The following is a 25,385-nucleotide window of genomic DNA, read 5'->3' as shown; positions in this document are numbered from 1 at the left end:
GCGGCCCTACCGCCGCAGCACGCGTTGCGCGAGCCAGTTGCCGAGCAGCTGACCGACCTGCACGATCACGATGACGATCGCGACGGTGACCCAGGTGACCTCCTGGTTGAACTGCTGGTAGCCGTAGATGATCGCGAAGTTTCCGAGTCCGCCGCCGCCGATGTATCCGGCCATCGCCGACATGTCGACGACTGCGATGAACATGAACGTGTAGCCGAGGATCAACGGCGCAAGCGCCTCGGGGATCACGACGCCGAACAAAATAGAGATCCGCTTCGCGCCGATCGCGAGGGCCGCCTCGACGACGCCGGGATCAACAGCGACGAGGTTCTGTTCTACGACGCGGCCGATCACGACGGCCGCCATGATCGTCATCGGCACGATCGCAGCGTCCGTGCCGAGGGTCGTTCCGGCGATGACCTTTGTCACCGGCCCCACGGCGGTGAGGAAGATAATGAATGGGATCGGGCGGATGACGTTGATCACCAGGTTCATCAGGTTGAACACGACGCGGTTGCCGAACAGGTTTCCGGGGCGCGTGGCGTAGAGCACCGCACCGATCAGAAGACCTGCCACACCGCCGATCAGCAACGTGACAACCACCATGTAGATGGTTTCCTGGATCGACTGCATCAGCACCGGGCTGAGGGAACTCCAGTCGGTGGCGAGTTTTGCGCTGTTCATTCTGCGACCGCCGATCCGGATGCCGCGACTGCACCTTCGGCGCGGAGGACCTCGGCCCTGGTGCGCACGGAGAGATCGGCAACGACAGCGGCGCTGGCATCCGCCGCCGCCTGCACGCGATACGTGAGCGTGCCGAGCTGGCGCCCACGGATATCCGTGACTCCGCCGAAGACGACCGCGCGGCGCACGGCGTGCTTCTCGAAGATCTCGTCAACATCCTCGCTGGTGAACTCGTTGATGTCGACGCTGATCAGCGTGCCACCGCCGGCGAGCAGGGCTTCGCGAGTCTCGCCGGTCGGTACGCCCTGGGTCACCGCAGCGACGAAGCGCTCGGTCAGCTCGGCCCGCGGATGCGCGAACACACGGTACGTGTCGCCGCTGTCGACGACCCGGCCGCCGTCCATCACGACGACCTGATCGCACAGCTCGTGAACGACCGAGATCTGATGAGTGATGACGACGATAGTGATGCCGAGAGTGCGATTGATCTCGCGCAGCAGCGCCAGCACCTCACCGGTGGTCTGCGGGTCGAGAGCGCTGGTGGCTTCGTCTGCGAGCAGCAGTTCGGGGTTCGCGGCGATCGCACGTGCGATGCCGACGCGCTGCTTCTGCCCGCCAGAGAGCGCACGCGGGAACCGGTCGGCTTTGTCGCCGATGCCGACGAAATCGAGCAGTTCGGTGACGCGCGGCCCGATGTCGGCCTTCTTCCAACCGGCGACCTTCAACGGATAGGCGACGTTGCCGCGCACCGTCCGCGAGGCGAACAGGTTGAACTGCTGGAAGATCATCCCGATGCGTCCGCGCAAAGATCGCAGCTCGCTCTCGGAAGCCCGACCGACATCGGTGCCGAGGACCTTCACCGTGCCGGAGCTGGGCTTCTCGAGCCCGTTGATGAGGCGAACCAGCGTGGATTTGCCGGCGCCGGAGTATCCGATGACTCCGATGATCGATCCGCTGGAGACCTCAAGATCAACGTCTTGCAGTGCGTTGACGACGGGTCCCTTGCGCGTTCCGGGGAACGCTTTGGAGACCTGTTCGAACGTGATGATGCTGTTCATGGGACCCGTCGTCGTGCGCGTGCTCGTCTGCGTTATTTGCTCTCGCGCAGCTGGTCTTCGAGGGTGGTGAGCTCGGCCCGCAGATCCGCTGCGGTCCAGTCGCCCTTGAACTGCAGGTTGTCCTGGTTCAACTCAGCGACCGCGGCCTCGACCTCGGTGGAGTGGTAGGCCTCGATGAGCGTGGCCCAGCGCGGATCGTCCTTGTTCTCGTCCTTCACGACGAACGCGTTGATGTAGGGCGCGAGCTCGAGGTTGTCGAGGTCTTCCTTGAAGATGATGACGTCGTCGCCGAGGCCGCCCTTCTGCGCCTGGGTGTTGTTGACGACAGCTGCTCCAGCGCTGCCGTCCTTGAGAGCGGTGACGGTCTGGTTCGAGTCGACCGCGAGGATCTCGATCTTGCTGTCGACGATGTCTGCCTCGGAGGAGAAAGCGTCGCCGCCGTCCTTCAGCTCAAGCAGACCTGCGCGCTGCAGGTTCAGCAGAGCACGTGCGAGGTTGGTGGGGTTGTTCGGGATCGCGACAACCGTGCCCGCGGGGATGTCTGCGACATCGGTGTACTTCTCCGAGTACAGCGCGAGCGGGTACACCGCCGTAGCGCCGACTGGCACGAGGGTTCCGCCACTGTTCACGTTGAAGTCGGAGAGGAAGATGAGGTGCTGGAACAGGTTGATGTCGGCTTCGCCGTCCTGAACGGCCTGGTTGAGCTGCACACCGTCGGTGAGGGTTCGCACCTCCAGTTCGATGCCTTCGTCGGCCAGCTTCTCCTTGAGGATCGTCCAGTGTGCCTCGACACCGTCATCGGCGGCGAGCACGATCTTGCTTTCGTCGCTGCCGGAGGCCTCGCCCGTTCCGGAAGCCGCGGCGTCACCACCCGCGCAGGCCGCCATCGACATCGTCAGCACACCGGCTGCGAGGACGCCGAAAACGGACAGGAGCTTCTTGTTCACACGGGTTTTATTCACGAGAGCGAGTGAACCACGCGCTCACGCCCGCCCCTACTCCGACGGTAACGCCGCGTAACGTGCCTCCCCCGCTCGATCATCGCTGTACGGTGATGGCGTGACTCTTCTGGAAGACGAAGCGCTCAGCTTCGTGCGCGAACTCATCCGCATCGACAGCGTCAACACCGGGGATGCGGCAACGATCGGTGATGGTGAGACGCGTGCCGCCCGCTTCGTGCAGGCGCGGCTGGCTGAGGTGGGAATCGACACGACGTTCGTCGAGCCTGTTCCCGGTCGCGGCAGTGTTGTCGCGCGACTGTCCGGGAGCGATCCGGATGCCCCGGCGCTGATCGTGCACGCGCATCTCGATGTCGTTCCGGTGAGCGGGCAGGACTGGGTTCATCCGCCGTTCGGCGCCGAAATCGAGGACGGGCTGCTGTACGGCCGTGGCGCCGTCGACATGAAGAACTTCGCCGGCGTCATTCTCGCAGTGGCCCGCCACTTCGCTCGTTCCGGCATCCGTCCTCGTCGTGATCTGATCTTCGCGTTCCTCGCCGATGAGGAGAGCGGGGGCGTCTGGGGCGCATCGTGGCTGGTCGACAACAGGCCCGAGCTGTTCACGGGTGCGAGTGAGGCCATCAGCGAGGTGGGCGGGTTCTCGGTGCCGTTGGACTCCGACCGCCGCGCCTATCTGATCGCGACGGCGGAGAAGGGCGTCGGCAGTGTGAGGCTGACCGCGCGCGGTGAGGCGGGGCATGCGTCGAGGCCGCGACCGAGCGATGCCGTGCCGCGGCTAGCGGGCGCGGTGGCGCGGATCGGTGAACACCGCTTCCCGGTCGTGCGTACCCCCGCGTTGACGAAGTTCCTGTCCAAGTTCGGGCATGCGCGCGGTGTCGTTTTCAGCGATGCGAACCTGGATGCTGAGCTGGAAGAGATCGGGTTCGTCGGACGTGTTATCGCCGCAGCAGCGCGGAACACGGCTGCCGTCACAGTGTTGCGCGCCGGCGACAAGAGCAACATCATCCCCGGCAGGGCCGAGGCGATCATCGATTATCGAGCGCTGCCGCAGGGTGAGGCTTCCCTGTTGGCCGAGCTCGAACTGCTCGCTGGTGATGGCGTCGAGGTCGAGCAGTTCCGGTCGATGGATCCGATCGACTCTCCGATAGATTCGGCGCTGATCGAGGTGATCCGCGCCGCTATCGCAGACGAGGATGCTGGTGGGGTCGTCGTGCCCTATCTGCTGCCGGCATCCACGGACAATAAGCACTTCGCCCGGCTGGGAGTGCACGGGTATGGGTTCGTGCCGCTGCGCGTTCCGGACGACTTCGACGTCTACGGCCAGTTCCATGCGGTCGATGAATGCGTACCGGTGGAGAGTCTGTACTTCAGTGCCCGCGCGACGGCGCAGATCCTGCAGACGGCATAGCCAGCTGGTCCCCCTTCGGCAGCAGTCACCCCACCGCGAGACTTCGCTTGTGTCTCTAAAACACACTGTTTTGGTGACACAAGCGAAGTTTCGCGGTCAACGGCGAACGAGGATGCCGTCTTCGTCGGAGTACAGGTGCGCGCCGGGGCGGAAGACCACTCCCCCGAACGCGACATCGACATCGAGTTCGCCCGTGCCGAGCTTGCCGCTCTTTCGCGGGTTCGTTCCCAGCGCTTTGACTCCGAGGTCGAGGCCAGCGATCGCGACGCTGTCGCGGATGGCGCCGTGGATGACGACCCCGGCCCAACCGTTCGCTACGGCGGATGCGGCGATCAGGTCTCCCATGAGTGCTGTCTGCAGCGAACCAGCTCCGTCGACGACGAGAACAGCACCATCGCCGGGCGTTGCCAGCATCGATTTCACGAGGGCATTGTCTTCGAGGCAACGAATCGTGCGGATCGGACCGTCGAATGCAGATCTGCGACCGAAATTGCGCAGTTGGATGGGCAGGGATTGAATGCTCTCTCCGAGCTCGTCGTAGAGATCAGCGGTGGCGATGGACATGTCGACATCATGACATAACGAGGGATTCGGAATACCCCCCTGGGGTACTCTGTTACTCTGAGTGAACGGCCCCCCGGGGCATCCGAGCAGACGACCAGAGGAGCAGACGATGAGCACGATCGAATACCAGGTCACCGGAATGACCTGCGGACACTGTGAGATGTCCGTTCGCGAAGAAGTAACCCAGGTCGCCGGGGTCGAGTCGGTCGAGGTCAGCGCACAGAGCGGCACGCTCGTCGTCACAGCATCCGGCCCGATCGCAGACGACGCCATCCTGGCCGCCGTTGACGAGGCCGGGTACTCAGCGACCCGCGCCTGACACAAGGAATCCGGTCCTTCCATCCGCCGTTTCCGAGGAGCATCCGATGAGCACCCCCACAACCCGAGGCGCGAGCGTAGAGCTCGAGATCGGTGGGATGACCTGCGCGTCGTGCGCAAACCGCATCGAGCGCAAGCTGAACAAGCTCGACGGCGTCGCCGCAACGGTCAACTATGCGACCGAGAAGGCGAAGGTCACCGCTCCCGCCGGGATCGACCCGATGCTCCTGATCGCCGAGGTGGAGAAGGCCGGATACACCGCTGCGCTTCCCGCGCCGAAGGCGGCTCCCATCGAATCCGACGCGGATCCTGAGCTCACGGCCCTGCGCCAACGGCTGATCATCTCGGTCCTTCTCACTGTGCCGGTGATCCTGATGGCGATGATTCCGCCGCTGCAGTTCACGTACTGGCAGTGGGCGTCGCTGACATTGGCTGCCCCCGTGATCGTCTGGGGCGCGTGGCCGTTCCACAAAGCCGCCTGGACGAACCTGAAGCACGGCGCCGCGACCATGGACACGCTCATCTCGATGGGCACGCTCGCGGCGTTCTTCTGGTCGCTGTATGCGCTGTTCTTCGGAACCGCCGGCATGCCGGGCATGACGCACGGCTTCGAGTTCGCGCTTTCCCGCTCGGACGGTGCTGGGAACATCTACCTCGAAGTGGGCGCGGGTGTGACGATGTTCATCCTCGCCGGACGCTACTTCGAGAAGCGTTCCAAACGTCAGGCCGGCGCGGCGCTGCGGGCGCTTCTCGAGCTGGGCGCGAAGGATGTCGCTGTGCTGCGCGACGGTGTCGAGTCGCTCATCCCCGTTGACCAACTGCGTGTGGGCGACGAGTTCGTGGTGCGTCCCGGCGAGAAGATCGCCACCGACGGGGTCGTAACCTCGGGCAATTCGGCCGTGGACGCGTCGATGCTCACCGGCGAATCGGTGCCGGTGGAGGTCGGCGAAGGGGATGCCGTCACCGGGGCGACCGTCAACGCCAGCGGGCGTCTCGTGGTGCGCGCGACGCGCATCGGAGCGGATACCCAGCTCGCACAGATGGCCACGCTCGTGGAGGAGGCGCAGACCGGCAAGGCCGAGGTCCAGCGGCTCGCCGACCGGATCTCCGGTGTGTTCGTACCGATCGTCATCGTGATCGCTGCCGCAGCACTCGTCGGCTGGCTCGTCGCCGGATTCCCGGTATCGGCAGCCTTTACCGCTGCCGTCGCAGTGCTCGTCATCGCCTGCCCGTGCGCCCTGGGTCTCGCGACTCCGACCGCGTTGCTGGTGGGTACCGGTCGCGGCGCGCAGATGGGGATTCTCATCAAGGGCCCGGAGGTTCTCGAGTCCACTCGCAAGGTCGACACGGTCGTGCTCGACAAGACCGGCACCGTCACCGCCGGGCGCATGACACTCACTGACGTCATCGCGGAGGACGGAACGGATGCTGATGAGCTGCTGCGCCTGGCCGCAGCGCTCGAGCATGCATCCGAGCATCCAATCGCTCAGGCTGTCGTGAAGGCAGCACCGGCACCGCTGCCCGCGGTCGAAAGCTTCCGCAACGTCGAGGGCAAGGGCGTGCAGGGGGTTGTGGAGGGGCACAGCGTCATCGTCGGGCGCGAGTCGCTGTTTGCGGACTGGTCACTCACCCTCTCCCCTGGCGTCGCCGCCGCGAAGGCCCAGGCCGAGGGTGAAGGCAAGACGGTTGTCGCTGTCGGCTGGGACGGCGCCGCCCGCGGCGTCCTGGTCGTGGCTGACACAGTCAAGCCGACCAGTGCCGAGGCGATCCGCGGGCTCGTGGCCCTGGGGCTGAAGCCCATCCTGCTGACCGGAGACAACAATGCCGTGGCGCAGCACATCGCCGCCGCCGTGGGCATTGACGAGGTGATCGCCGAGGTTCTTCCGCAGGACAAGGTCGATGTCATCAAGCGACTGCAAGCCTCGGGCAGGGTCGTGGCCATGGTTGGAGACGGCGTGAATGATGCGCCTGCGCTAGCCCAGGCAGATTTGGGGCTCGCCATGGGCACCGGCACCGACGTCGCGATCGAAGCATCCGATATCGCGCTCGTCCGCGGTGATCTACTCAGCGCCGTCGATGCGATCCGGCTGTCACGCCGGACGCTCAGCACGATCAAGTCGAACCTGTTCTGGGCCTTCGCCTACAACGTCGCGGCGATCCCGATCGCAGCACTCGGAATGCTCAATCCGATGCTTGCCGGCGCGGCCATGGCGTTCTCCAGCGTGTTCGTGGTGGGCAACAGCCTGCGGCTGCGCCGGTTTCGCAGCGTGATGAAGTAGGGCCGGCATAAAGCACGTCATCACTTCGGCTCCGGGCAGCTCCTACAATTGCTGAGATGAGGGAGATCCGAGCGACGCCGCCCCTCGACGCAGTATGTATGAACGTCGACGGGATCGGCTGCCGAGTCCCTCTGTGGTTCTACGCCCCCATCTATGACGACGAAGCACAGATGCCGATTTCCCCTGGGCTCGCTGACGATCTCCGACAATGGAACTCGCTGCACGCGTCAGCGATCTCTGAACTCGATGGCTCTCATACTCACCTGTGGGTGCCGCTTGATGATGAGCGAGGCTTCTCAGAGCACTGGCGGGTTGGTCTCGGTCTCGCTCAGCGCGTGGCTGACGAGTTGCATGACGACGGCTGCGATGACGGGGTGTGGGTCAAGCAGCCACATGGATGGCAGCATGTCCTGCCGTCACAGAATTCGTAGCCGCACGCTCACAGCAGCACCTCCTGGCGCTATTAGGACGGCGGAGACTGAGCCCGTCGCGTGGATGCGATCGTCGGCTCTCGGATTACCCACCTGGAGGAATACACAAAAACCCCCGAAAGTCCGGGGGTCTTCATCTGTAGCAGGAGCGGGGCTTGAACCCGCGACCTCACGATTATGAGTTGGATGCGGCGGGGTAATGGGTGCTCGTTGGTCGCCGTTTGCCGCGTGATTCCGGGGAAGTCGTCATGGTTGGTCGCGGCTGGTTGAGGGTGGTTTCAGCGGAGCTACCGGCACATTACCGGCACAACTTGAGCCGGTTCTCCCGCTTGCTCCGATTTGGTGTGAATCGAATTGGGCTCATGCTCAGACATGCAGTGCGTCGGGGTCCCAGGGTTGCGTCTGTTCTCGAATCAAGTCGAGGTAACGGGAACTCGCGTCCAAGTTAAGAAGTTGCAGGGGTGTCTCACAACTAACGTTGCGTACCTCAAAATCGGCGATCACTTATGACACATAGTTGTGAGACACGTCCGCGTTAGGCTAATCCAGAATTACCCTCTTACCAGCGGTTCAGTGGCGAGACGTCTCGTATCCGTAGGGTTATGCGACACTTCGGTTACGTGTTGGTCGGGACTGCTGCATTGACGGAATCAGCGGCTTCAGTTCAGGAGCAGCCCTGCTCTTGAACCCACTGGGTGGCCTGCTCGTCCGCGTCGTCGGCAGCTGTCGGATGGTCAGCCTCGATTGGCTGCTCGTCGAGACTGACTCCGTCGCGGTCGACGTAGACGCTTGTCGTGAGGATGATCTGCGCGCCGTCATATAAGGTGCGCGGCACGTTGCCCGATGTGTATCCGTAGCTGTCAGCGCCGAACGATTGAACGTGATCTAGGCCGCGGAACGAGGTGGCGACGGCTTCGCCACTGGATGCGGTCATCGAATCCTGAAGGACTGCGATCGGGGCATCGGTAATCTTGGACTGTTCTCCAACGCTAATTGTTGTGCTGCCGAGTCCTACCCCGTCGTTGTAGACCGTGACCGGTGTCATCTGTTCTGTTCGTGTGGTGAAGGAAAATGCGGTCCCGTTCGGCAGGAGAGCTGAGACGCCCGAGAGCATCGGGTACATGTTGCCGCCCGTATTACCACGGAGGTCGACGATCCAACCGCAGGTGCCGGACACTGCATCCGCGATGCCGTCAGCGGCGGTTTGTGCGTATTCCTGCTGAAGATCGCCCGAAACCGCACCAAGAGCAGGCAGGACGATGGTTGTTACGCCGTCCACGGTCGTCACGGTTGGAGCCTCATACGTGGCGGTCGATGAGTCCGCGTACTCATTGGTCTCTTCCGGGTCGAGGAAGACTGAGTGTTGACCGCCGGCCGCGGTTGTCGCTGCGGCGATCTCGTCATGCAGGTCCGAATAGTCGTCTGCGTCAGCGGCGGCCTGTTCGAGCGCAGCCCGGGCGGCGTCCCACTCGTCACCGGACGCGCGATACCCCTGGTCGAGATGCTCGATGGCAATCTGCCCGTACTGCTCAGGAGACGGTGGTATCAGGTAGAACCCCATCCGCGGCCCATACGTGTGAGCCGCCCACAGCACACCCGCGATCAGAAGAACGAAGATCACGCCCACCACGGCCAGAATCTTGCGAATGCGACGACTGCGCTTGGGACGAGAAGAAGACGCAGTATGGGTGTGCATACCCTCCACACTCTCATCGTGCGGTTAACTTCTCGTCATCCTCAGGTAGCAGCTGGGTCATCCCGAAGGATGAACAATCGCTCCCGATCGAGCAAGCGCTGTCTCGCAACCTCGGTGTCTCGAAACCCATGGCATGTGAGACACCTTCGTAGCGTGGGCGGCGTCCGCAGTCGAGTGGAGACACCGCTTGGTCGCTTGTGATATTGACCATCCCGGTAACCCACGATTATGAGTTGGATTCGGTGGGTTAGCGGGTGCTCGGTGGTCCTCGTTTGCCGCGTGATTCCGGGGAAGGTGTGACTCCGGGGAAGGCGTGGTGCTTGGTCTCGGCTGGTTGAGGGTGGTTTCAGCGGAGCTACCGGCACAACTGGCTGGTGTGAGATGCTCCATCCAGGTTGCGCACCTGGTGAGGAGGCTGTGTCCGTATCGGGCTTCGAGTAGAGTCTGGCTGGACCAAAGGATGTTATGACGCGAACTGTAAATGTGTACTGTGACGAGAGCTGTCACCTTCAGAATGATGCGCAGAGCGTAATGGTGCTCGGTGCGGTGTCCTGTGATGTGGACAAGGCTCGAGAGATTGCTGTGCGGATTCGAGAGATCGGCCGCAAGCACGGCATGCCCCCGGGCTTTGAAATCAAGTGGGCGAAGGTGTCAAGCGCCAAACTTCAGTACTACATGGACGTAGTGGACTACTTTTTTGACGATGACGACCTGCGCTTTCGCGGAGTTGTGGCTCATAAGGCGAACCTCAATCACGCGGCTTTCGGTCAGACGCACGACGACTGGTACTACAAGATGATGTACCTACTCCTCACTCGGGTACTCGCGCCGGGATCGTCTTACCGGATCTATCTGGACAAGAAGGACACTCGAAGTGGGGATAAAGTTCGGAAGCTCCACGATGTTCTGAGTAATAGTATTCATGACTTCGACCACAGGATCATCGAACGGGTACAGATACTCGAGTCCCACGATGTTGTGCAGATGCAGCTGGCCGACTTGCTCCTGGGTGCCCTCTCGTACGTGAACCGGGGGCTGGTAACCAGCGACGCGAAGCTGGCGTTGATAGCGAGAATTCGCCAGAGGACCGGGTACGTCCTTACGCGATCAACCTTGCTCCGCGAGGAGAAATTTAACGTGTTCCACTGGACGCCACCGACGGCCCTCCGGGTCGCGCAATGACGTCAGGGTGGCCGCCATTAGGGGCCGACCTCAACAGCTTCGGTGGCGACTGGGTGGCCTTCGACAACTACTGTTACGAGTGCTACTGGGCCGATTTTTACCAGAGTTGCCCAGTCTGGCCGGAGCCGAATAAGCGGTTCAACATCAAACGTCATCCTGAAATCGATGGGCGTTGCGCGACATATGTGCACATAACTTCTGAGGGGCCCGTCGAGCAGCAGCGGACGACGGCTTTGGATCGGGCGGAGAGGATTCAGTGGCCACGCCAGATCTTGGATGAGTTCGCGATGGCCTACCCCGCGGCGGCGTCGCAGAGGATTATTTGGTGGAAGAACCGTCGCGGGACAGAGTGGCGTTACTTGATCGCGCTTGCCGACTTTTCGTACGTGGTCGTAGTGGCTGACCGTGGCGCGTATGTGTTGCTCTGGACTGCATATCCGGTGGAGTACGAGAGTCGCCGACGCAAGCTCAGGGCCGAGTTCGAAAGGTATTGGGACAAAAGCTAAGGCCGCCTCTCTCGAGACGGCCTCGTTACTCCTTCAACGCCTGGTTGATGAGTTGTTCCCCACATTACCCCAGGATCCTGCGAGGCGCCTCAAGATCGGAGAGATCGGCTCTGTTCATGGCCGGTGCGCTAGTGGGGCGGTGCCGAGGAGCGCCCGGACCGCAGCGTAGCGAGGACCGGACGCACCGCAGGCAGCGCGCAGCCCGCCGGAGGCGGGCCTTGAACGAGTATAGAAAGTCCTCACAGATCGTCTCACTTCGTCGACCGTCGGATTCGTGTGGCCGTCGTCTTGACGTCTTCGGGCTTCACCGCCCGCGCATCGAACCGCTCGTGCCACGTGTCGAACACGGTGAGGAGCTTTGGTTCCCGACGCTTCAACGCGGTCGACATGAACGTTGACAGGTCATCGATGGGACGGGTGATGCGCTCGTCGGCCGGATTGCGGACGAACCCAAGTTGTTTCGGGGCATTCTCGCCGAAAAGCGCTACGAACTCCTCCGAGACAATACTGCGCATCCGGTCGCGGATCTTCAGCTGCTCGTCAAGCGCTGGCGTGATACCACGGAAGTCACTGTCGACGACCGAAATGAAGGGCTCGAGCACGATATCGATGAGAGGATCCGGCTTGAGAAGCTCCCGCACCGCCTGCACATGCTGCTCGTTGTAACGGTGCCGCAACGCGCTTGGTGACACTCGCTGCCACTTCGCCAGGACGGAGAGCTCTGGACGTGGATCGGCGATGGCCTGGCTGTAGGCGGTCAACAGTGCGCGAATGTCAGCTGAGCGATCTGCAAGCTCGGTGCTTACCCCTGCAACCCGGTAGAGCCACTCTTCTGTGTCATCTTCCGGTAGGTCAGTTGCGACAGGCGTCCATCGTGGCGGCCGCGAGTGATCGAAGTCAGAGAGCGGATCAGTGCGGACCTTGGACAGGTTGGTGAGCAGCCTGACGACCGGCTTCGGCACCTGTAACTGATTCAGATTCTTGCCCACCGGACAAGACTACGGGATGTCGTGTCGCAAAGTACTTGCGTTAAGTACAGTCGCAAAGTACTGTGACAAACGTAAGCCAACTATCCCTATTTGAGAGGAGCCAGAGATGGCACTGCAGTCAGGAATCCCGGTCAGCTTCGAGGCGTACTTCCCGCGCGGAGCATTCATGGTCGGCGAAATCGAAGCGGTCGCGAAGTGGTCCGACGACGGCCAGCGACAGGGTCAGGACCTGGACAAGAACTCCGGGCACCCGCTGTGGCAGGTACGCGTCATCGATGCGGACCCAGAGGCCCGTAAGGGTCAGAACGAGGTCACGGTCAAGATCGCCAGCATCGCGGAACCGACGGCGCCACCTGAGGCCAGTGGCCTGCCCTTCCGTCCGGTCCTTTTCGACGGGCTCACGGTGACCCCGTACGTCAAAGAGACGGGCGGTCGACCTCGCGTCGCCTTCTCGCTCCGCGCACGTGAGATGAAGGCCGCTGGCAAGCCTCGGGGCGGTGAATGATGACATGGTCATGGCGCATCGAACGCGCTTATTGGGCGGGTGAGTGGCCGCTGCTGTGGCGACGCGGCTGGTGGCTACTCCCCCTTCTACTCGTCCTCACGCTGTTCAGCACGGTGACCGCGATCGGGCTACTCATCAATTGGCTCTTGATCGGAGCGGTTGTCATCGTCATCGTGCGCCGAGTTCGCGCAACTCGCAACTTCGATTCGCTTCTGCAGCATCGCTGGCAAGAGCAGACCACGAGGTGGATTGTCAGTTCGTGGCCGTCGCTCGCCGTCCAGCTCGGACTTGAGGTCAAGGACTACTCCGGGCGAAAGATCGTCACTGGCGCGGGAAACCCCAGCTGGGATGGTTCGACATGCATCCTTCAGGTGTCGATGCCTCCCGGCCTCGCACGAGAAGACCTCGTCGCGGCGACGGCTCGTATCGCTCAGGCGTTCAACGCCGTACGCGTGACGGTCGTGGGCGAGCAGATCAGCTCTCTCGCTCTGCGGATCGAGTACGTCGATGCGCTGGCCCAGCCCTTCGACTTTCCACTCGGAGGCTCCTGGGATGGCGCATCCGTGCTCATGGGCATCTCGGACGGCGGTGCCGAATGGCGGCTGCCTCTCGGGCCCCACACGCTCGTCGCGGGCTCCTCGGGCAGCGGAAAGGCCTCGCTCGTGTGGGGACTCCTCCTCGGCCTGGTGCAGCCGATCCATTCCGGACTGATCGAAGTATGGGGCATCGACCGCAAGGGCGGCATGGAGCTGGCGATGGGGCGCGACTTGCTGACGCGTTTCGCTTCCGACGCTGCCCATTCGGTCGCGCTGCTCGAGGATGCCGTTGATCAGATGCAGGATCGCGCGCGAAAGCTCGCCGGGATCACGCGTCAGCACACACCGACCGTACACAGCCCGACAGTGATCGTCCTGATCGATGAACTGGCTGCCCTCACCGCGTATGAGACGGATCGCGAGATGCTGCGGCGCGCGAACGCATCCATTGCCACACTCGCCTCACAGGGACGCGCCGTCGCGGCTGGCGCGCTGAGCCACGAGATCTCGGCCTCGATGCCGGGCGTCGCCTTCGTCCTCGCAGAGAACGGCGCGCCGCCTCAGCGAGTGCGTGCGGCCTACGCAGCTGACGAGCAGATCCGCGATGCCGCTCTCACCTACTTCGCTCCGAACCCGCGCCCGGTGGTTCTGCCGGTCCTGGAGGACGAGCCGAAGCCAAGACGGACCCGCGCCACGCGCAAAACGAAGACAACTGAACCTCAGGAGGAATCATGACCACGAAGACTCGCATCAGAATCGCAACAATATCGATCCTCGCCGGCGCAGTGCTGCTAATCGGAGGCGCATCCGGCGGCTACGCGATCGCCGCGCACACCTCGCCCATCGTTTATGAGGCATCTACGACGCCCGTGCCCTGCAACCTGCGGCTTGTTTGGGACCGCGTCGAACAGGACTACCTCGCGGTCTATGAAGAGTCAGCGATGGTCTCTTATACCGGCGATTATGGCCGAATCGCGAACCTGTCTTGTACCGACGCTGACATCCTCGAGTGGCAGCAGCACCGCCGCGTGAATGACCTCGACGCCGAGGTCTGCCGCCCCGTCCTCGACTCTTCCAATGTCGCCGGGAACGTCTTCCCTATCGGCTGCGCCGTTCCGACGATGGTGGTGACCGGTGAGCCTCGCTGAGTCCGTCGCCAGGCGCCTGCGAAGCGCTGAATTCGATCAGTGGATGTCCGGTGCCGCTCGAGTTGGGTTCTGCTCGAACCCGGTTCGCCTAACTGGTTCTTCTGCAACGCTCGATCCGCAGAGCGGCGAGGTGATCCGCGAATTCACCACCTCGACCCAGCCCGACGGTCTTACGTACACGCGCTGCGGCAACCGGCGCGCACGTCGATGTGAGTCGTGCAGCCACGAGTACAAGGGCGACACCTGGCACATGATCATGGCCGGTGCTGCGGGCGGCATGAAGGGCGTGCCTGAGGCCGTCGCAGATCACCCGATGGTGTTCGTTACCCTCACTGCTCCCTCCTTCGGCTCTGTCCATTCAGCTTCGCGCTCACGACTCCGTGGCGTCTGTGACCATGGTCGACCGCGCGGCTGCAGCTGTGGCCATGAGCAGAGCGATCCGAAGCTCGGCGACCCAATGTGCGACGAATGTTACGACTACGAGGGACACGTCGTGTGGCAGTTCTTCGCTCCCGAGCTGTGGCGTCGATTCACGATTCAGCTCAGGCGTAGCCTCGCTCACGAGCTGGGGGTCACCCAGCAAGCGGCCGCGGAAATCGTTCGAGTTCAGTTCGCGAAGGTTGCTGAGTTCCAGCGTCGCGGCGCCGTACACTTCCACGCGATCGTTCGACTCGACGGTGTCAGTGACACCGAGGATTTCCCACCGACGCCAGCCGATGTGACTGAGGCCCATCTAGCAGCTGCGGTCAAGACGGCAGCGCATCGAGTCTCCTTCGAAGCGCCGATCGTAGGCGAAGATCAGACCACGCGCACACTCCGGTGGGGAGCGCAGCTCGACGTGCAGCCCATCGTGCGGCGCGAAGGACTCGATGGCGCACTGTCGGATCGCGCAGTCGCTGCCTACATTGCCAAATATGCGACGAAGGCGACAGAAGATCTGGACGGCGACACAGGGGGCCGGCGCCACATCCAGCGCATCAAGGCGACTGCAGAGCTGATCGCGGACGCGAGCGGAGCGGAAAGCGCATACGTCCTCCTGACCAAGTGGGCACACATGCTCGGCTTCCGCGGGCACTTCTCATCGAAGTCGCGTCGATATTCCGTCACCCTCGGCTCGCTGCGCGGCGCACGTCGTCGTTGGCGACTCGATCGCATTATCGAGCGCGCTCAGGCCGAAGGACATGACGTCGATGAAGTACTCGTGATCGGCAGCTGGAGTTTCGCCGGGATGGGGTGGCGCACCGAGGGTGATCGCGCTCTTGCGGTCGAGGCCGCGCGGGTAGCACGCGAATGGCGAGACGCGCGACGTGTGCGTTTCGAAGAGAGAGGAGAGAAGGATGCGTAACAGCGCCGAGCTCGTTGAAGACCGAGCCGACATCGAGTCATTTCAAGTCGACAAGTACATGACCAGAAAGGAGGTCGCCGAGCGTTGCCGCGTCCCGTTGTCGACGTTTGATTCGCTGCGGAGACAGGCACGCGTCCCCTTCCCTGACGCTCACGTGGGCAAGCACATGCTCTGGCGCACCTCTACGATCGAAGCCTTCCTGGACTCCGGAGGTACTCATGGCCTCCGGTAACGAGCGGATCGATCCGAAAACGAGGAAGATGCTCCCCGAGGGAATCCGCTATCGCGGCGATCGAAACAAATACCAGGTGCGGGTGTGGGCGCTCGGGATCAACGGAGAGCAGCGGGAACGCAGTTTCCTCGTCGACACCCTCGCGGAGGCCAAGAAGCTTCGTAGCGAGGCCCGGCTCAGCGTTCGGCCCGAAGGTGGGATGACTCTCAATGTCTGGAAAGTGCGGCACTGGGCGTCTCTGGTCGAAGGTGTCCGCCCCGCGACGGAAGCGGCTTACGAACGAGGCTGGCGACTCCGCGTGCAACCCTGGCTTGGGCATCGGAAGCTGGAAGCGATCGGGGTTACCGATGTCAACGACGCCATAGCCGGCTGGAGCGGATCTGCGTCTACGCGCAATGATGCACTCGCCGTGCTGAGCCGTTTGCTCGAGGGTGCTGTACGTGCGGGGATCGTCGTTGCCAATCCTGTTCGGCTGGCGCGGCGGCCACGGCAGGAGCGGTCCACGGGCCTTCGCTCGCGAGCCCTGACCGTATCTGAGGTGGCAATCATGCTCGACTTCGTCAAAAGCGAGCCTCACCGCGACTACCTCGCTGCGCTGGTTTACACGGGAATGAGAGCAGGAGAGGCCAGCGCGCTGCGCGTGAGCGACGTGGATCTCGACCACGGGGTGATTCACGTCCTGCGAAGCTTCTCGCCCGCGGGCGGAGGCAAAGTCCTAGAGCAGACTCCGAAGAGCCACGACGGACGCACTGTTCCATTGCCTGCGGCGCTGCGGTCAGTGATCGTTCGCCGGGTAGAAAGACTCGGCCGGAACGATCTTGTTTTCACTGGCCCGAATGGTGGCCGCCTGAACACGTCGAATGTGCGGCGGGCCGTGAACTGGGAATCACTTCGAGACCGTCTAGATCGACCGGATCTCCGCATCCACGATCTTCGCCACACCCTCGCAACGCTGCTGTTCGATGCGGGAACTGCGGCGAACGACGTGCAGGCGATCCTCGGCCACTCGTCGATGCAGGTCACCGAGAAGTACAGCCGCGCTCGATCCGACGCCGCACTGCGCGCAAACGGTGCGCTCGACAAACTCCTCCATGCGAATACTTCGGAAGGAGCCAGACGATGACTGAGTACAACTACACAAACCTGACCGCAGCAGTCGGCGACAAAACCTCGCCACTGCGGATACTGCTCACCACACTTTTCCCGAATACACGGCGCGTGCAGGCCGAATATCGAGCGGACAAGCCCCCGCTCCTTGTGGAAGGTGGCTCTGCGAACCCGGGCACGCTCGGCGCCGCCTTCGACTACGCAATCCGCTTCAAGCTGGCTCCGTTGTTTGACGCGCGACTCGCACGAGCTGCTTTTCTCGACGATGTGAATGCAGTGACGAATATCGACGCCGTAATCGTCGCTGCACAGGTTGCGGCAGCGGTCGGGGATCGAACAACGGTCTATCGAGCGTCGTGGGCACTCGCGCTGCTCACGGAGGTGTATCGCATCGGGCTCATGCCTGGGTCGCCGCTGCGCCAGCTCCGTGAAGACGGCACCTTCAACGCCATGCATCTTCTCGGGCTTGCGTCGCCAGATGCCCTGCACCAGCTGGATGAGCTTGTCGAGGTTGCTGGCTCAGAGCTCCTCCCCCACATTGGGGGTCCATACGTGCTCGGTCCGACATTCGATGGTTCCGCTTTTTGCTCGGCTGATGCCGATGTGATCGCAGGTGGATTTCTACTGGACTTCAAGACCAGTCTTGGCGCGAAGGTTTCGAGGCCGGGCGGACGGTCGGATTGCCTCAAGCTCAAGGACCTGCATCAGCTGGTCGCGTATGCGCTGTTCGACTACTCGGATTCCTATCGCTTGCACCGGGTGGGAATCTACTCGGCTCGCTTCGGCCATCTGGTGTCGTGGGATCTCGTCGAGCTTCTTGAGAAGCTGGCCGGACGCCCCGTTGATCTGGCAGACGCACGCGAACAGGTCTGGCGATCTCTCGGCGGCTCGCTCTCTTAGGCAGTAGTTGAGATGGCAACGCGATTCATTGAAGGCGTGCCCGCCAGGAGTCCTCCACTCCTCCAGCTGCCATCAGACGTTCGGCAAGCGCAACTCCTGATCTCGCTTGGTTGCGATACGCGAACGGTTCGAGCAGCTGCGCAAGACGCCGCGGCCGCAGGAGCACTCCCCGTTGCACCGCGTGCAGGAGGGCATCTGCAATCAGCGAGGGGTCTTCCCAACTTTCCACCAGATCGGCGATCGCACGTTCCACTGTCATCGAAGGAATCCCGTCAACATGCACGATGTCGCCCTCGTCAAGTTGCCGGACGCGCAGCCGCACATCCTGGAGACGAGTCGTTCGCCGAGTCGGCGTCACGAAGTCGACCGTCGTTGGGAACCAATCACCAATTCGATGCAGAACGGCCGCTGACTTGCCGGATGCAACGACAGACTCGCCTGCCGCGCCGCCGACCGCAAGCCAGCTGATCCGAACGACGTCGATCTCAATCTCTGCAACGGGTGCTCCAGCCATGCGATACACACCCTGAGCGAGCCGATCGATCGCTCCGGCCGCCGCGAGGCCCGAGAGCACTTTCCGAGACACACCGGCATTAGACGCCTGCGCCGCCGTGAACATGCCCCATCTCGTGGCCGCGATCGCGCCAAGTCGTGAGGTCGTTACACCAGCCATACAGCATTTGTACCTCAAAAAGGTAACAAATGCTGAGCCAATCCAGTGAAACTACGTCGGCCGAGGCCGCCCAATCTGAATCTTGCGGCGGCCAAGCAACTCGAGCGCAGTCTGGAACTGCAAGAAAAGTGCATCAACCGTGTACTGCAGAGTGGCCGTATCGTTGGTGACCTGCACACCGATGACGCCGTTCCCGTAGTCAGCAAGCTCGGTGCGCGGCATGAAACGGACCGACCGAAGCATTGAGGGGTGGCTCAGCCCACTGATCATGCGCCAGACCATTTCGCCATATCCTCCAGGCAGCCCGGTCGAAGCCGTCGCATCTCGAACGATCTCAGCGAACCCCACGAGGTACTTCGCCGTCGTCGGATCTTCCACACCGGCACGGGCAGCGACGGCTCGTATCTGATCTACGTATCGCTTCTTCCAGGCCTTCTGCTGCTTCCGTTGACGGTCCAGGAGGTGCAGCATTTCGGGTAGAGCAAGGTTCTCTGAGGCGTTGACCAGTGATGACTCGTCACTGACCTCACGCCACAGATTTCGCAAGTGGCGCTGTATCCTCACTTTCGGGTCGTCGGGGTTCAGGATCCAAAGCGCAATCGACGACGCTTCGAGCCCCGACCGCGCGACTGGGTAGTGTGCGACAAAAGGGATAGCGAGCGGCCCTTCAGGCGGGATCAGCACCGTCAACGCCCGAAGGCAATCACCCGCGTGGTTTAGGTTGTGGTGCGCGTACGAACTGAGGTGCGTCCAGTGCGTGAGCTCGTCATCCACTGCCAGCTCACTTCTCGGCCCAGCGTCAACTCCCGCAGTGCGGTTCCACCGATCGAGGAGTGCAGGAACGAGTGCCAGCCTGTCTCGAATCCGCTGCACGATGACGAGCTCGTCGGCATCCTCGATCGGAACTGCGCGCGTCCCGTGATAGCCACCATCCATGCTCCGATCATGCCCGCGACCGCAGACAAACAGGCATTCGCGAGTCTCGCCACCGGCACAAAACCGGCACAACCCGCCGCGCGACCAAACCGCGACGCATCCCGAATACGACAAAACCCCCGATTTCTCGGGGGCCTTCATCTGTAGCAGGAGCGGGGCTTGAACCCGCGACCTCACGATTATGAGTCGTGCGCTCTAACCAGCTGAGCTACCCTGCCGCGAGGCATCCGTCCGCGTGAGATGAATGCTGCGAGCCCCGACCGGGATTTGAACCCGGGACCCCTTCCTTACCATGGAAGTGCTCTGCCACTGAGCTATCGGGGCGTTGTTACCTCGCTGAGGCAACCATACGAGAATACCAGTTATTCGGCGTTCTCAAAAACCGAGACGGTTAGTAGTCGTACCTTCCCGCATTCTCCTGCAGCCACGGCAGCGGATCGATGGTCGAACCGTTGACGATGAGCTCAAAATGCAGGTGCGAACCGTAGGAGCGGCCGGTGTTTCCAACCAGTCCAACGATGTCGCCGACCTTGACCTTGTCTCCGGCGCTGACGCGCAGGGAACCGTACTGCATGTGCGAGTAGTGGCTCGTGATGACCTTGCCGTCGATGACGTGATCCACGTACACGGTGACCCCGAAGTTGCCGCCGGATTCAGTCGCCGTGCGCACGGTACCGTCGGCAATCACCTGCACCGGAGCACCGTCACCGGGCACCAGGTCAATACCTTCGTGCATGCGACCCCAGCGCGCTCCGTAGCCGGAACTCATCGACACACCGACCACGAACGGCCACTGAATAGCAGCATCCGGATCATTCGTGTAGAGGTTGTTCGAGTACTGGATGCCCTTTTCCGCAGCGAGATCGATGAGCGAAGCCGTCGAGAAGCTCTCGGTGCGCTCAATCGTGTCGTTCTGCACGTCGGAGGACGCGACGTACGCCTGGATCTCGTCCTCAGCGACGTCGGATGCGACAACCTGCGAGCCAGCAACCAGCGACGTCACCGTCTGGTTCTGGGTGCCTTGCACCGCCGCGACTGCTTCTGCCGGAAGCGTCATCGAAACTGCGAGCATGCCGGCTACACCCATGACTCCCACCGTGGCGCCAACGGCCAGCAGCTTGCGGCGAGCTTTGCTGCGCCGCGGTGCTACATGAATCGTGGTGGCCTCGGGCGGAAGCGACTGCTCGCGAGCGGCATCGAAAATCGACGGCTCCGCGGCAACCGCGCGAAACGCGCGCGATGCGCATACGAACAGGTCAGAATCTGGTTCGTCGACGACATCCGAAGCCCCGGACTCCACGCGAACCTGTCCGGCCGGGTCTGCCACAGCTTCGACCAACACCTCGGCGACAGCAGCAACCTGCTGCGCAACATCCGCAACAAGCGACTCGTCAACGATCTGCGTCTCGGCGGTTGCCACACGGTGACGCTCACGGATCTCACGACGAGAGAGCGGCTGCTCAGGGGCCGAGCCAGTGCCGTTCGGAGTCACCGAATTCGCGGTCCGTGCGCGGCTGGAACGGCGCGTTGGCACAGGTTCAGCCAGAGGGGAGTCGAAGGGCAAAACGGTTCTCTCGGGTACTTGGGAATCGGGGGGAAGATCTTCGAAGTTCGGGCTACGAAGATAACGAACGGGTAAACACTACCGTGATCGGTCTGTGAATGCCATGTGCGACGGTCTAGCTCTCATTGTGGAGAACAGAAGAAATCTGGGCGTGGATCTCGGGCCCAGCAGCAACGAGCATCGGCCGCTCGGATGCTGTATCCGTTCTCGTCACGACACCACCGGCTTCGGTGACCAGGAGCGCACCGGCGGCGAAGTCCCACGGGCGCAAGCCGCGTTCGAAGTAGCCGTCAAGTCGGCCGGCCGCGACATAGCTCAAATCGAGCGCAGCGGAGCCCATTCGGCGTAGGTCGCGTGCGAGCGGCATGATCTGCCGCACGGTAGCGAGGTCACCATCGTGAGTCGCCGGATCGTAGCCGAAACCGGTCGCCAGCAACGCGCCGGCCGGAGCCTCAGCGTTGACGGAGAGCCTCATCTCCCCCAGCCATGCTCCTTCACCGCGCGCTGCGGTGAACAGTTCACCGAGCACAGGAGCGTAGACAGCTCCGGCAAGCCCGATCCACGTCTCCGGGTCGGCGTTCCCCTCGACCACGGCAATGCTGACGCTATAGGCGGGCATGCCGTAGGCATAGTTCACCGTGCCGTCGATCGGGTCGACGACCCAGGTCAGGCCGGTTGCACTGTCCGCTCCGCCCGACTCTTCACCCAGGAATCCGTCACCCGGGCGCTCAGCGCTCAACCTGTCGCGGATGAGCTGCTCTACTTCACGGTCGGCCTCTGTGACGATGTCAGCGACAGTTGATTTGGTTGCCGCCAGCAGAACGCCTTCGGCTCGGCGCAGGCGGGCAAGCTCGCCCGCTTCTCGCGCGATATCCGTGGCCAACTCCCGGAGTCGGCGAACGTCGTTCACTTCTCGGCTCACAGCGGCGGCGCCGGCGGAGGAGGAGGGAACGATCCAGGAGTCGGATGCTGACCAGGAATCGGATGCTGGCCGGGCGCAGGCTGCTGAGGCTCAGGTTGCTGGACAGGCGCAGGCGCAGGCTGAGCAGGCGCAGGCGCCGGCTGCTCCGGTGCTGGTGCGGCCTGCTCCGGCGCGACCGGTTCCGGCGTCACCGGGAAACCCTGCGCAGAAGTCTCAATCCACGCCTGCTGCTGCGTCGGATAGCCCGTGTAATAGGCGTTCCAGTCCGGTGATCCGTCCTGCAGCACGGGCAACGGGGTCGCGCCGTCCGCGTATGTCGGCCACTGCTGGGCGGCGACCGGCGGCGCGGCAAGCGCTGGTGACGAGCTCGCGAACGAGTTCGGCGCGTAACCATGCGGCGCAGCTGGCCTCTTCGGAGCGAACAGCGCGTTCAGCAGCGGGATGAGGGTGGTTCCGACCGCGGCAAGAATCGCCAGCGCAACGACGATGCGCCAGTAGAGGTCGCCGTAGTCGAAGGTGTGCGGGAATGCCAGGAAGAACACCAGCAGCGCAACCAGTCCGACCAGGATCGAAATCGTGACGTAGTAGATGACCTGCGTGAACGTCGTCACGTAGCGCTGCGCCGCAGCCGTGAACAGTCGTGCATGAAGCAGACCGAGCTGCAGCACACCGACGACGAGCAACAGCATGAAGAAGCGTCCGACACCCATCGTGTACTCGTCCGGAGCCTCGGGCATCCAAATCTTGATCGCACCGACCAGCAGCGCGACGATCCAGGTGATCATGCTGGCGAGCGCGAGCCAGTCCGGACGGTTCGGCGCGAGGCTGGCTTCAAGAATCGCAACGCCGGCAAAGGCCGCGAGCAGCAGGATCGTCAGGAACGCACGGCCGATGATGCCGTCCTGGTTGCCGATAAGCACCCAGATGACACAGACGATGGCGGCCGCGATCAACGCGCCGATAGCGATCCAGATCGCCCCTCTGATCAGCAGGGAGGCGTTCGTCTTCCCAGCCTCGACTGTTGTGACCTCTGACATGGTGGTCCCCTCTTCGGCCGTCGTTGCTTTCATCCTGCCACGCGCCGCCGTCGGATACCGCTGAGCTGCGGGAGTGTGGATAAACCCGACGCGTCAGCGCGCCTTCTTCGCGGATGCTTCGGCGAACGCCGCGACGCGGGCTTTCGCATCCGCCGTGTCGAAAGCGGCCCCGATAGAGCGTGCTTCCTCTGCCAACTGATCGACGAAAGTGCGTTCGGGGCGCGAGCGCATCAGCCGCTTGGCCTGGCCGTAGGCGCTGGCCGCACCGGCGAGCCAGAACCGTGCGATCTCCTCGGCTCGCGAGCGCACGCGGTCTGCTTCTTCCGCGGCATCCGCACCCGCCACGATCTCGGCGGCGATCCCCCACTCGAGCGCCTCTTCGGCTGTGAGGAGGCGGTCCTGCAGAACGAGCTGCAAAGCGCGGCGCTGTCCGATAGCGGCGGCGAGCTGCGCGGATACCGACAGGTCAGGGGTGAGTCCGATATTCGCGTACAGGCTGCCCACTTTGGATCGTCCGCCGATGACGGCGTAGTCCGAGCAGAGCAGGATGCCAAGGCCACCGCCCGCCGTCGTGCCGTGCGCTGCCGCCACCACCGGGATCGCGGACTCTGTCAGGGCACGGATGCCGATATTGATGACGCCGGCGAGATCGGCGATCTGCGAGCCCTCACCCATCGTCGTCGTCGCCATGTCGAGGACGTCCCCGCCCGCGCAGAAGGCTGGCCCCGAGGCATCGAGCAGAATCGCCCGAACATCATCTCGCGTCGTCGCTTCGGTCGTCGCGTCACGCCATGCCTGAGCCAGATCGGCGTTGAAGGCGTTGAGGCGGGTCGGACGGTTCAACGTCAAACGCGCGAGGCCGTCATCGACCGAGAACAGGATGGCATCGCTCATGGCATCTCCTTTGAAGCACTGGGTGGGACTGGGATTCAGCTTAGCTGCGACCCGAAGTCAGCCGGTCTCCTCCTGCACACGCGCGACGAGACGCTCCATCCGTCGGCGCGTGCCGTCCAACCGGAAGTCGACCTGCCCTTCGGCACGCACCTCATTGGGCGCGAGTGGATGCGCCAGCCGCACACTCTCGTGACAGGAAAGATCGGCGCATATGTACGTGCCGACGCTGTCACCGCGGTGCCCAGCCGCACCGGAACGACGAGCAGTGAACAGCGCGACCTGATTTCCCGGCTGCATCGTATGGCAGATGTTGCACATTCCGGAGCGCGTGCGGCCGGGGTCATTTGGCCGCAGAACGATGCCGGTCACGCCTTGATCGGTCTGGATGACCACGCAACCACGTTTACTCGAGGCCGGGTCACGCCAGGCGAGAAAGTCGTGGAACTCCCAATCGAGCAGCAGGAAATCGTGCGGCATCTCGATGAGGGCGAGTTCATCCTTCGTGGCGTTGATGAAGGATGCACGGACCTCAGATTCTGTGAGCGCTCGCATCTGTCCAGTCTATGAAGCCGTTGCAATGCGGGGCTCGCGATCACGGCCGCGGATGAGGAAGCCGAACCCGAACGCGATGAAGAACATGAGCACGCCGTACACGGCAGCGGGCAGACTCAGCTCAACCGATCCCAGCACCGTCTGTGCGATCACGATCGCGAGGGTCGCGTTGTGGATGCCGATCTCGAACGATGTCGCGATCGCCTGGCGCCGCCCAACCTTCAGCGCCCGCGGCACGAAGAATCCGATGGCGAGGCTGATCAGGCAGAACAGCACGGTGATCAGGGCGAGGCGAGCGAAGTTATCCACCAGGAGTTGCCAATTGGACGCCACAGCTCCGCCGATCACGACGATGAGGATAATCACGCTCGCAATGCGAACGGGTTTGTCCATACCGGCGGCGAACTTCGGCCAGAAGTGGCGAACGAGCATTCCGAGCACAACGGGAAGCAGTACGATCGCGAACACTTCCAGCGCCTTCGACCACTGCAGCCCGAGCTGGTCGTCGAACGGATTGAAGTACATGATCGCGAAGTTCGTGATCAGTGGCAGGGTGATCACCGCGATCACCGAGTTCACCGCGGTCAGCGAGATGTTCAACGCGATATCGCCGCGGAACAGATGACTGTAGAGGTTTGCGGTCGTTCCTCCTGGCGAGGCCGCCAGCATCATCATGCCGACGGCGAGCACCGGCGGGAGCTGGAACAGCAGCACGAGTCCGAAGCAGACAACCGGCAGCACAACGAGCTGACAGACTAACGCGACGAGCACCGCCTTCGGCTGTTTCAGCACTCGTGCGAAATCCGCTGGCGTGAGGCTCAATCCGAGCCCGAGCATGATGATGCCGAGTGCAACCGGCAGTCCGATGGTGGTCAACGCTGATCCCATGACCCTCAGTGTGGCTGAGAACGAGCCTCGGTGCCACTATCCCGGGTCGACCATTTTCCGGTGGCCGTACTC

At 62.9% G+C, this 25,385-nt stretch carries 25 protein-coding genes and 2 tRNA genes; 11 read left to right on the top strand and 16 right to left on the bottom strand.

Annotated features, from left to right (window positions below):
- Positions 1-6 precede the first annotated feature (6 nt).
- From ACW5CM_RS14075 to ACW5CM_RS14065, 3 genes are read right to left on the bottom strand one after another with little or no spacing between them, the layout of a single operon-like run.
- On the bottom strand, positions 7-684 hold the full coding sequence (locus ACW5CM_RS14075) for a methionine ABC transporter permease (protein WP_438253106.1): 678 nt from the start codon (positions 682-684) through the stop codon (positions 7-9).
- Positions 681-1,742, bottom strand: coding sequence for a methionine ABC transporter ATP-binding protein (locus ACW5CM_RS14070; RefSeq protein WP_438253105.1), 1,062 nt, complete (start codon positions 1,740-1,742; stop codon positions 681-683). The genes ACW5CM_RS14075 and ACW5CM_RS14070 overlap by 4 nt, the downstream gene beginning before the upstream one ends.
- A gap of 32 nt (positions 1,743-1,774) precedes the next feature.
- On the bottom strand, positions 1,775-2,704 hold the full coding sequence (locus ACW5CM_RS14065; protein ID WP_457125380.1) for a MetQ/NlpA family ABC transporter substrate-binding protein: 930 nt from the start codon (positions 2,702-2,704) through the stop codon (positions 1,775-1,777).
- A 97-nt stretch (positions 2,705-2,801) separates the two neighbouring features.
- On the opposite strand from ACW5CM_RS14065, the gene ACW5CM_RS14060 reads away from it, so the two are divergent.
- Positions 2,802-4,109, top strand: a complete 1,308-nt coding sequence (locus tag ACW5CM_RS14060) for a M20/M25/M40 family metallo-hydrolase (protein ID WP_457125379.1) — start codon at positions 2,802-2,804, stop codon at positions 4,107-4,109.
- A gap of 96 nt (positions 4,110-4,205) precedes the next feature.
- Here the strand turns inward: ACW5CM_RS14060 and rraA are convergent, their stop codons facing one another.
- Positions 4,206-4,673, bottom strand: a complete 468-nt coding sequence (rraA, locus tag ACW5CM_RS14055; protein ID WP_457125378.1) for a ribonuclease E activity regulator RraA — start codon at positions 4,671-4,673, stop codon at positions 4,206-4,208.
- Between the two features lie 109 nt (positions 4,674-4,782).
- Between rraA and ACW5CM_RS14050 the strand changes: the two genes are divergently transcribed.
- Complete coding sequence (locus ACW5CM_RS14050) at positions 4,783-4,992, top strand: heavy-metal-associated domain-containing protein (protein ID WP_438253101.1); 210 nt, start codon at positions 4,783-4,785, stop codon at positions 4,990-4,992.
- A gap of 46 nt (positions 4,993-5,038) precedes the next feature.
- A complete protein-coding gene (locus ACW5CM_RS14045; RefSeq protein WP_457125377.1) occupies positions 5,039-7,270 on the top strand; it encodes a heavy metal translocating P-type ATPase in 2,232 nt (743 codons plus the stop codon).
- Positions 7,271-8,365: 1,095 nt separating this feature from the next.
- Here ACW5CM_RS14045 and ACW5CM_RS14040 read toward each other — a convergent pair.
- Positions 8,366-9,397 (bottom strand): S41 family peptidase, encoded by a 1,032-nt coding sequence (locus ACW5CM_RS14040; RefSeq protein ID WP_457125376.1) that lies wholly within the window; start codon positions 9,395-9,397, stop codon positions 8,366-8,368.
- Positions 9,398-9,862: 465 nt separating this feature from the next.
- Here ACW5CM_RS14040 and ACW5CM_RS14035 point away from each other — a divergent pair, with 465 nt between their 5' ends.
- Positions 9,863-10,579, top strand: a complete 717-nt coding sequence (locus tag ACW5CM_RS14035) for a DUF3800 domain-containing protein (RefSeq protein ID WP_457125375.1) — start codon at positions 9,863-9,865, stop codon at positions 10,577-10,579.
- Positions 10,580-11,336: 757 nt separating this feature from the next.
- Here ACW5CM_RS14035 and ACW5CM_RS14030 read toward each other — a convergent pair.
- Positions 11,337-12,074, bottom strand: a complete 738-nt coding sequence (locus ACW5CM_RS14030) for a hypothetical protein (RefSeq protein WP_457125374.1) — start codon at positions 12,072-12,074, stop codon at positions 11,337-11,339.
- 106 nt (positions 12,075-12,180) lie between these two features.
- Here ACW5CM_RS14030 and ACW5CM_RS14025 point away from each other — a divergent pair, with 106 nt between their 5' ends.
- Genes ACW5CM_RS14025 through ACW5CM_RS13995 form a run of 7 tightly spaced genes read left to right on the top strand, consistent with a single transcriptional unit; the run spans position 12,181 to position 17,847 of the window.
- Entirely contained in the window at positions 12,181-12,579 is a 399-nt protein-coding gene (locus ACW5CM_RS14025) for a plasmid replication, integration and excision activator (protein ID WP_457125373.1), read from the top strand.
- Positions 12,576-13,850 (top strand): FtsK/SpoIIIE domain-containing protein, encoded by a 1,275-nt coding sequence (locus ACW5CM_RS14020; protein ID WP_457125372.1) that lies wholly within the window; start codon positions 12,576-12,578, stop codon positions 13,848-13,850. The genes ACW5CM_RS14025 and ACW5CM_RS14020 overlap by 4 nt, the downstream gene beginning before the upstream one ends.
- A complete protein-coding gene (locus tag ACW5CM_RS14015; RefSeq protein WP_457125371.1) occupies positions 13,847-14,263 on the top strand; it encodes a hypothetical protein in 417 nt (138 codons plus the stop codon). The genes ACW5CM_RS14020 and ACW5CM_RS14015 overlap by 4 nt, the downstream gene beginning before the upstream one ends.
- A 43-nt stretch (positions 14,264-14,306) precedes the next feature.
- A complete protein-coding gene (locus ACW5CM_RS14010; protein WP_457125370.1) occupies positions 14,307-15,608 on the top strand; it encodes a replication initiator in 1,302 nt (433 codons plus the stop codon).
- Complete coding sequence (locus tag ACW5CM_RS14005; RefSeq protein WP_457125369.1) at positions 15,601-15,840, top strand: helix-turn-helix transcriptional regulator; 240 nt, start codon at positions 15,601-15,603, stop codon at positions 15,838-15,840. Before ACW5CM_RS14010 ends, ACW5CM_RS14005 begins: the two co-directional genes overlap by 8 nt.
- The gene (locus ACW5CM_RS14000; protein ID WP_457125368.1) at positions 15,827-16,963 is read left to right on the top strand and encodes a tyrosine-type recombinase/integrase; all 1,137 of its coding nucleotides are present in this window, start codon (positions 15,827-15,829) and stop codon (positions 16,961-16,963) included. The genes ACW5CM_RS14005 and ACW5CM_RS14000 overlap by 14 nt, the downstream gene beginning before the upstream one ends.
- Positions 16,960-17,847 (top strand): hypothetical protein, encoded by an 888-nt coding sequence (locus ACW5CM_RS13995; protein WP_457125367.1) that lies wholly within the window; start codon positions 16,960-16,962, stop codon positions 17,845-17,847. The genes ACW5CM_RS14000 and ACW5CM_RS13995 overlap by 4 nt, the downstream gene beginning before the upstream one ends.
- Positions 17,848-17,872: 25 nt before the next feature.
- On the opposite strand, the gene ACW5CM_RS13990 is transcribed toward ACW5CM_RS13995, so the two are convergent.
- The 10 genes from ACW5CM_RS13990 to ACW5CM_RS13945 form a co-directional block, all read right to left on the bottom strand.
- A complete protein-coding gene (locus ACW5CM_RS13990; protein ID WP_457125366.1) occupies positions 17,873-18,520 on the bottom strand; it encodes a type IV toxin-antitoxin system AbiEi family antitoxin domain-containing protein in 648 nt (215 codons plus the stop codon).
- Between the two features lie 51 nt (positions 18,521-18,571).
- Entirely contained in the window at positions 18,572-19,456 is an 885-nt protein-coding gene (locus tag ACW5CM_RS13985) for a hypothetical protein (protein ID WP_457125365.1), read from the bottom strand.
- 144 nt (positions 19,457-19,600) lie between these two features.
- A tRNA-Met gene (locus ACW5CM_RS13980) sits at positions 19,601-19,674 on the bottom strand.
- Between the two features lie 34 nt (positions 19,675-19,708).
- Positions 19,709-19,780, bottom strand: a tRNA-Thr gene (locus ACW5CM_RS13975).
- 67 nt (positions 19,781-19,847) lie between these two features.
- A complete protein-coding gene (locus ACW5CM_RS13970) occupies positions 19,848-20,876 on the bottom strand; it encodes a M23 family metallopeptidase (protein ID WP_439256154.1) in 1,029 nt (342 codons plus the stop codon).
- Positions 20,877-21,135: 259 nt separating this feature from the next.
- Positions 21,136-21,930: an inositol monophosphatase family protein gene (locus ACW5CM_RS13965; protein WP_457125364.1), complete on the bottom strand. Its 795-nt coding sequence runs from the start codon at positions 21,928-21,930 to the stop codon at positions 21,136-21,138.
- An 8-nt stretch (positions 21,931-21,938) separates the two neighbouring features.
- A complete protein-coding gene (locus ACW5CM_RS13960; protein ID WP_457125363.1) occupies positions 21,939-22,979 on the bottom strand; it encodes a hypothetical protein in 1,041 nt (346 codons plus the stop codon).
- 93 nt (positions 22,980-23,072) lie between these two features.
- Positions 23,073-23,873 (bottom strand): enoyl-CoA hydratase/isomerase family protein, encoded by an 801-nt coding sequence (locus ACW5CM_RS13955; protein ID WP_457125362.1) that lies wholly within the window; start codon positions 23,871-23,873, stop codon positions 23,073-23,075.
- Between the two features lie 57 nt (positions 23,874-23,930).
- Complete coding sequence (locus ACW5CM_RS13950; protein ID WP_457125361.1) at positions 23,931-24,425, bottom strand: FBP domain-containing protein; 495 nt, start codon at positions 24,423-24,425, stop codon at positions 23,931-23,933.
- A 9-nt stretch (positions 24,426-24,434) separates the two neighbouring features.
- Positions 24,435-25,313 carry a bile acid:sodium symporter family protein gene (locus ACW5CM_RS13945; protein ID WP_438253094.1) on the bottom strand — a complete coding sequence of 293 codons (879 nt, stop codon included), beginning with the start codon at positions 25,311-25,313 and terminating at the stop codon, positions 24,435-24,437.
- Positions 25,314-25,385 lie beyond the last annotated feature (72 nt).

It is taken from the genome of Microbacterium wangyouchuni, assembly GCF_054072595.1.
This window is presented reverse-complemented; position numbering and strand designations above follow the sequence as displayed.

Bases quoted from the DNA above. Each gene is read 5' to 3' on its own strand.
- ACW5CM_RS14075 (WP_438253106.1), bottom strand. From the start codon at position 684: ATGAACAGCGCAAAACTCGCCACCGACTGGAGTTCCCTCAGCCCGGTG.
- ACW5CM_RS14070 (WP_438253105.1), bottom strand. From the start codon at position 1,742: ATGAACAGCATCATCACGTTCGAACAGGTCTCCAAAGCGTTCCCCGGA.
- rraA (WP_457125378.1), bottom strand. From the start codon at position 4,673: ATGTCCATCGCCACCGCTGATCTCTACGACGAGCTCGGAGAGAGCATT.
- ACW5CM_RS14050 (WP_438253101.1), top strand. From the start codon at position 4,783: ATGAGCACGATCGAATACCAGGTCACCGGAATGACCTGCGGACACTGT.
- ACW5CM_RS14045 (WP_457125377.1), top strand. From the start codon at position 5,039: ATGAGCACCCCCACAACCCGAGGCGCGAGCGTAGAGCTCGAGATCGGT.
- ACW5CM_RS14040 (WP_457125376.1), bottom strand. From the start codon at position 9,397: ATGCACACCCATACTGCGTCTTCTTCTCGTCCCAAGCGCAGTCGTCGC.
- ACW5CM_RS14035 (WP_457125375.1), top strand. From the start codon at position 9,863: ATGACGCGAACTGTAAATGTGTACTGTGACGAGAGCTGTCACCTTCAG.
- ACW5CM_RS14025 (WP_457125373.1), top strand. From the start codon at position 12,181: ATGGCACTGCAGTCAGGAATCCCGGTCAGCTTCGAGGCGTACTTCCCG.
- ACW5CM_RS14020 (WP_457125372.1), top strand. From the start codon at position 12,576: ATGATGACATGGTCATGGCGCATCGAACGCGCTTATTGGGCGGGTGAG.
- ACW5CM_RS14015 (WP_457125371.1), top strand. From the start codon at position 13,847: ATGACCACGAAGACTCGCATCAGAATCGCAACAATATCGATCCTCGCC.
- ACW5CM_RS14010 (WP_457125370.1), top strand. From the start codon at position 14,307: ATGTCCGGTGCCGCTCGAGTTGGGTTCTGCTCGAACCCGGTTCGCCTA.
- ACW5CM_RS14005 (WP_457125369.1), top strand. From the start codon at position 15,601: ATGCGTAACAGCGCCGAGCTCGTTGAAGACCGAGCCGACATCGAGTCA.
- ACW5CM_RS14000 (WP_457125368.1), top strand. From the start codon at position 15,827: ATGGCCTCCGGTAACGAGCGGATCGATCCGAAAACGAGGAAGATGCTC.
- ACW5CM_RS13995 (WP_457125367.1), top strand. From the start codon at position 16,960: ATGACTGAGTACAACTACACAAACCTGACCGCAGCAGTCGGCGACAAA.
- ACW5CM_RS13990 (WP_457125366.1), bottom strand. From the start codon at position 18,520: ATGGCTGGTGTAACGACCTCACGACTTGGCGCGATCGCGGCCACGAGA.
- ACW5CM_RS13985 (WP_457125365.1), bottom strand. From the start codon at position 19,456: ATGGATGGTGGCTATCACGGGACGCGCGCAGTTCCGATCGAGGATGCC.
- ACW5CM_RS13960 (WP_457125363.1), bottom strand. From the start codon at position 22,979: ATGTCAGAGGTCACAACAGTCGAGGCTGGGAAGACGAACGCCTCCCTG.
- ACW5CM_RS13955 (WP_457125362.1), bottom strand. From the start codon at position 23,873: ATGAGCGATGCCATCCTGTTCTCGGTCGATGACGGCCTCGCGCGTTTG.
- ACW5CM_RS13950 (WP_457125361.1), bottom strand. From the start codon at position 24,425: ATGCGAGCGCTCACAGAATCTGAGGTCCGTGCATCCTTCATCAACGCC.
- ACW5CM_RS13945 (WP_438253094.1), bottom strand. From the start codon at position 25,313: ATGGGATCAGCGTTGACCACCATCGGACTGCCGGTTGCACTCGGCATC.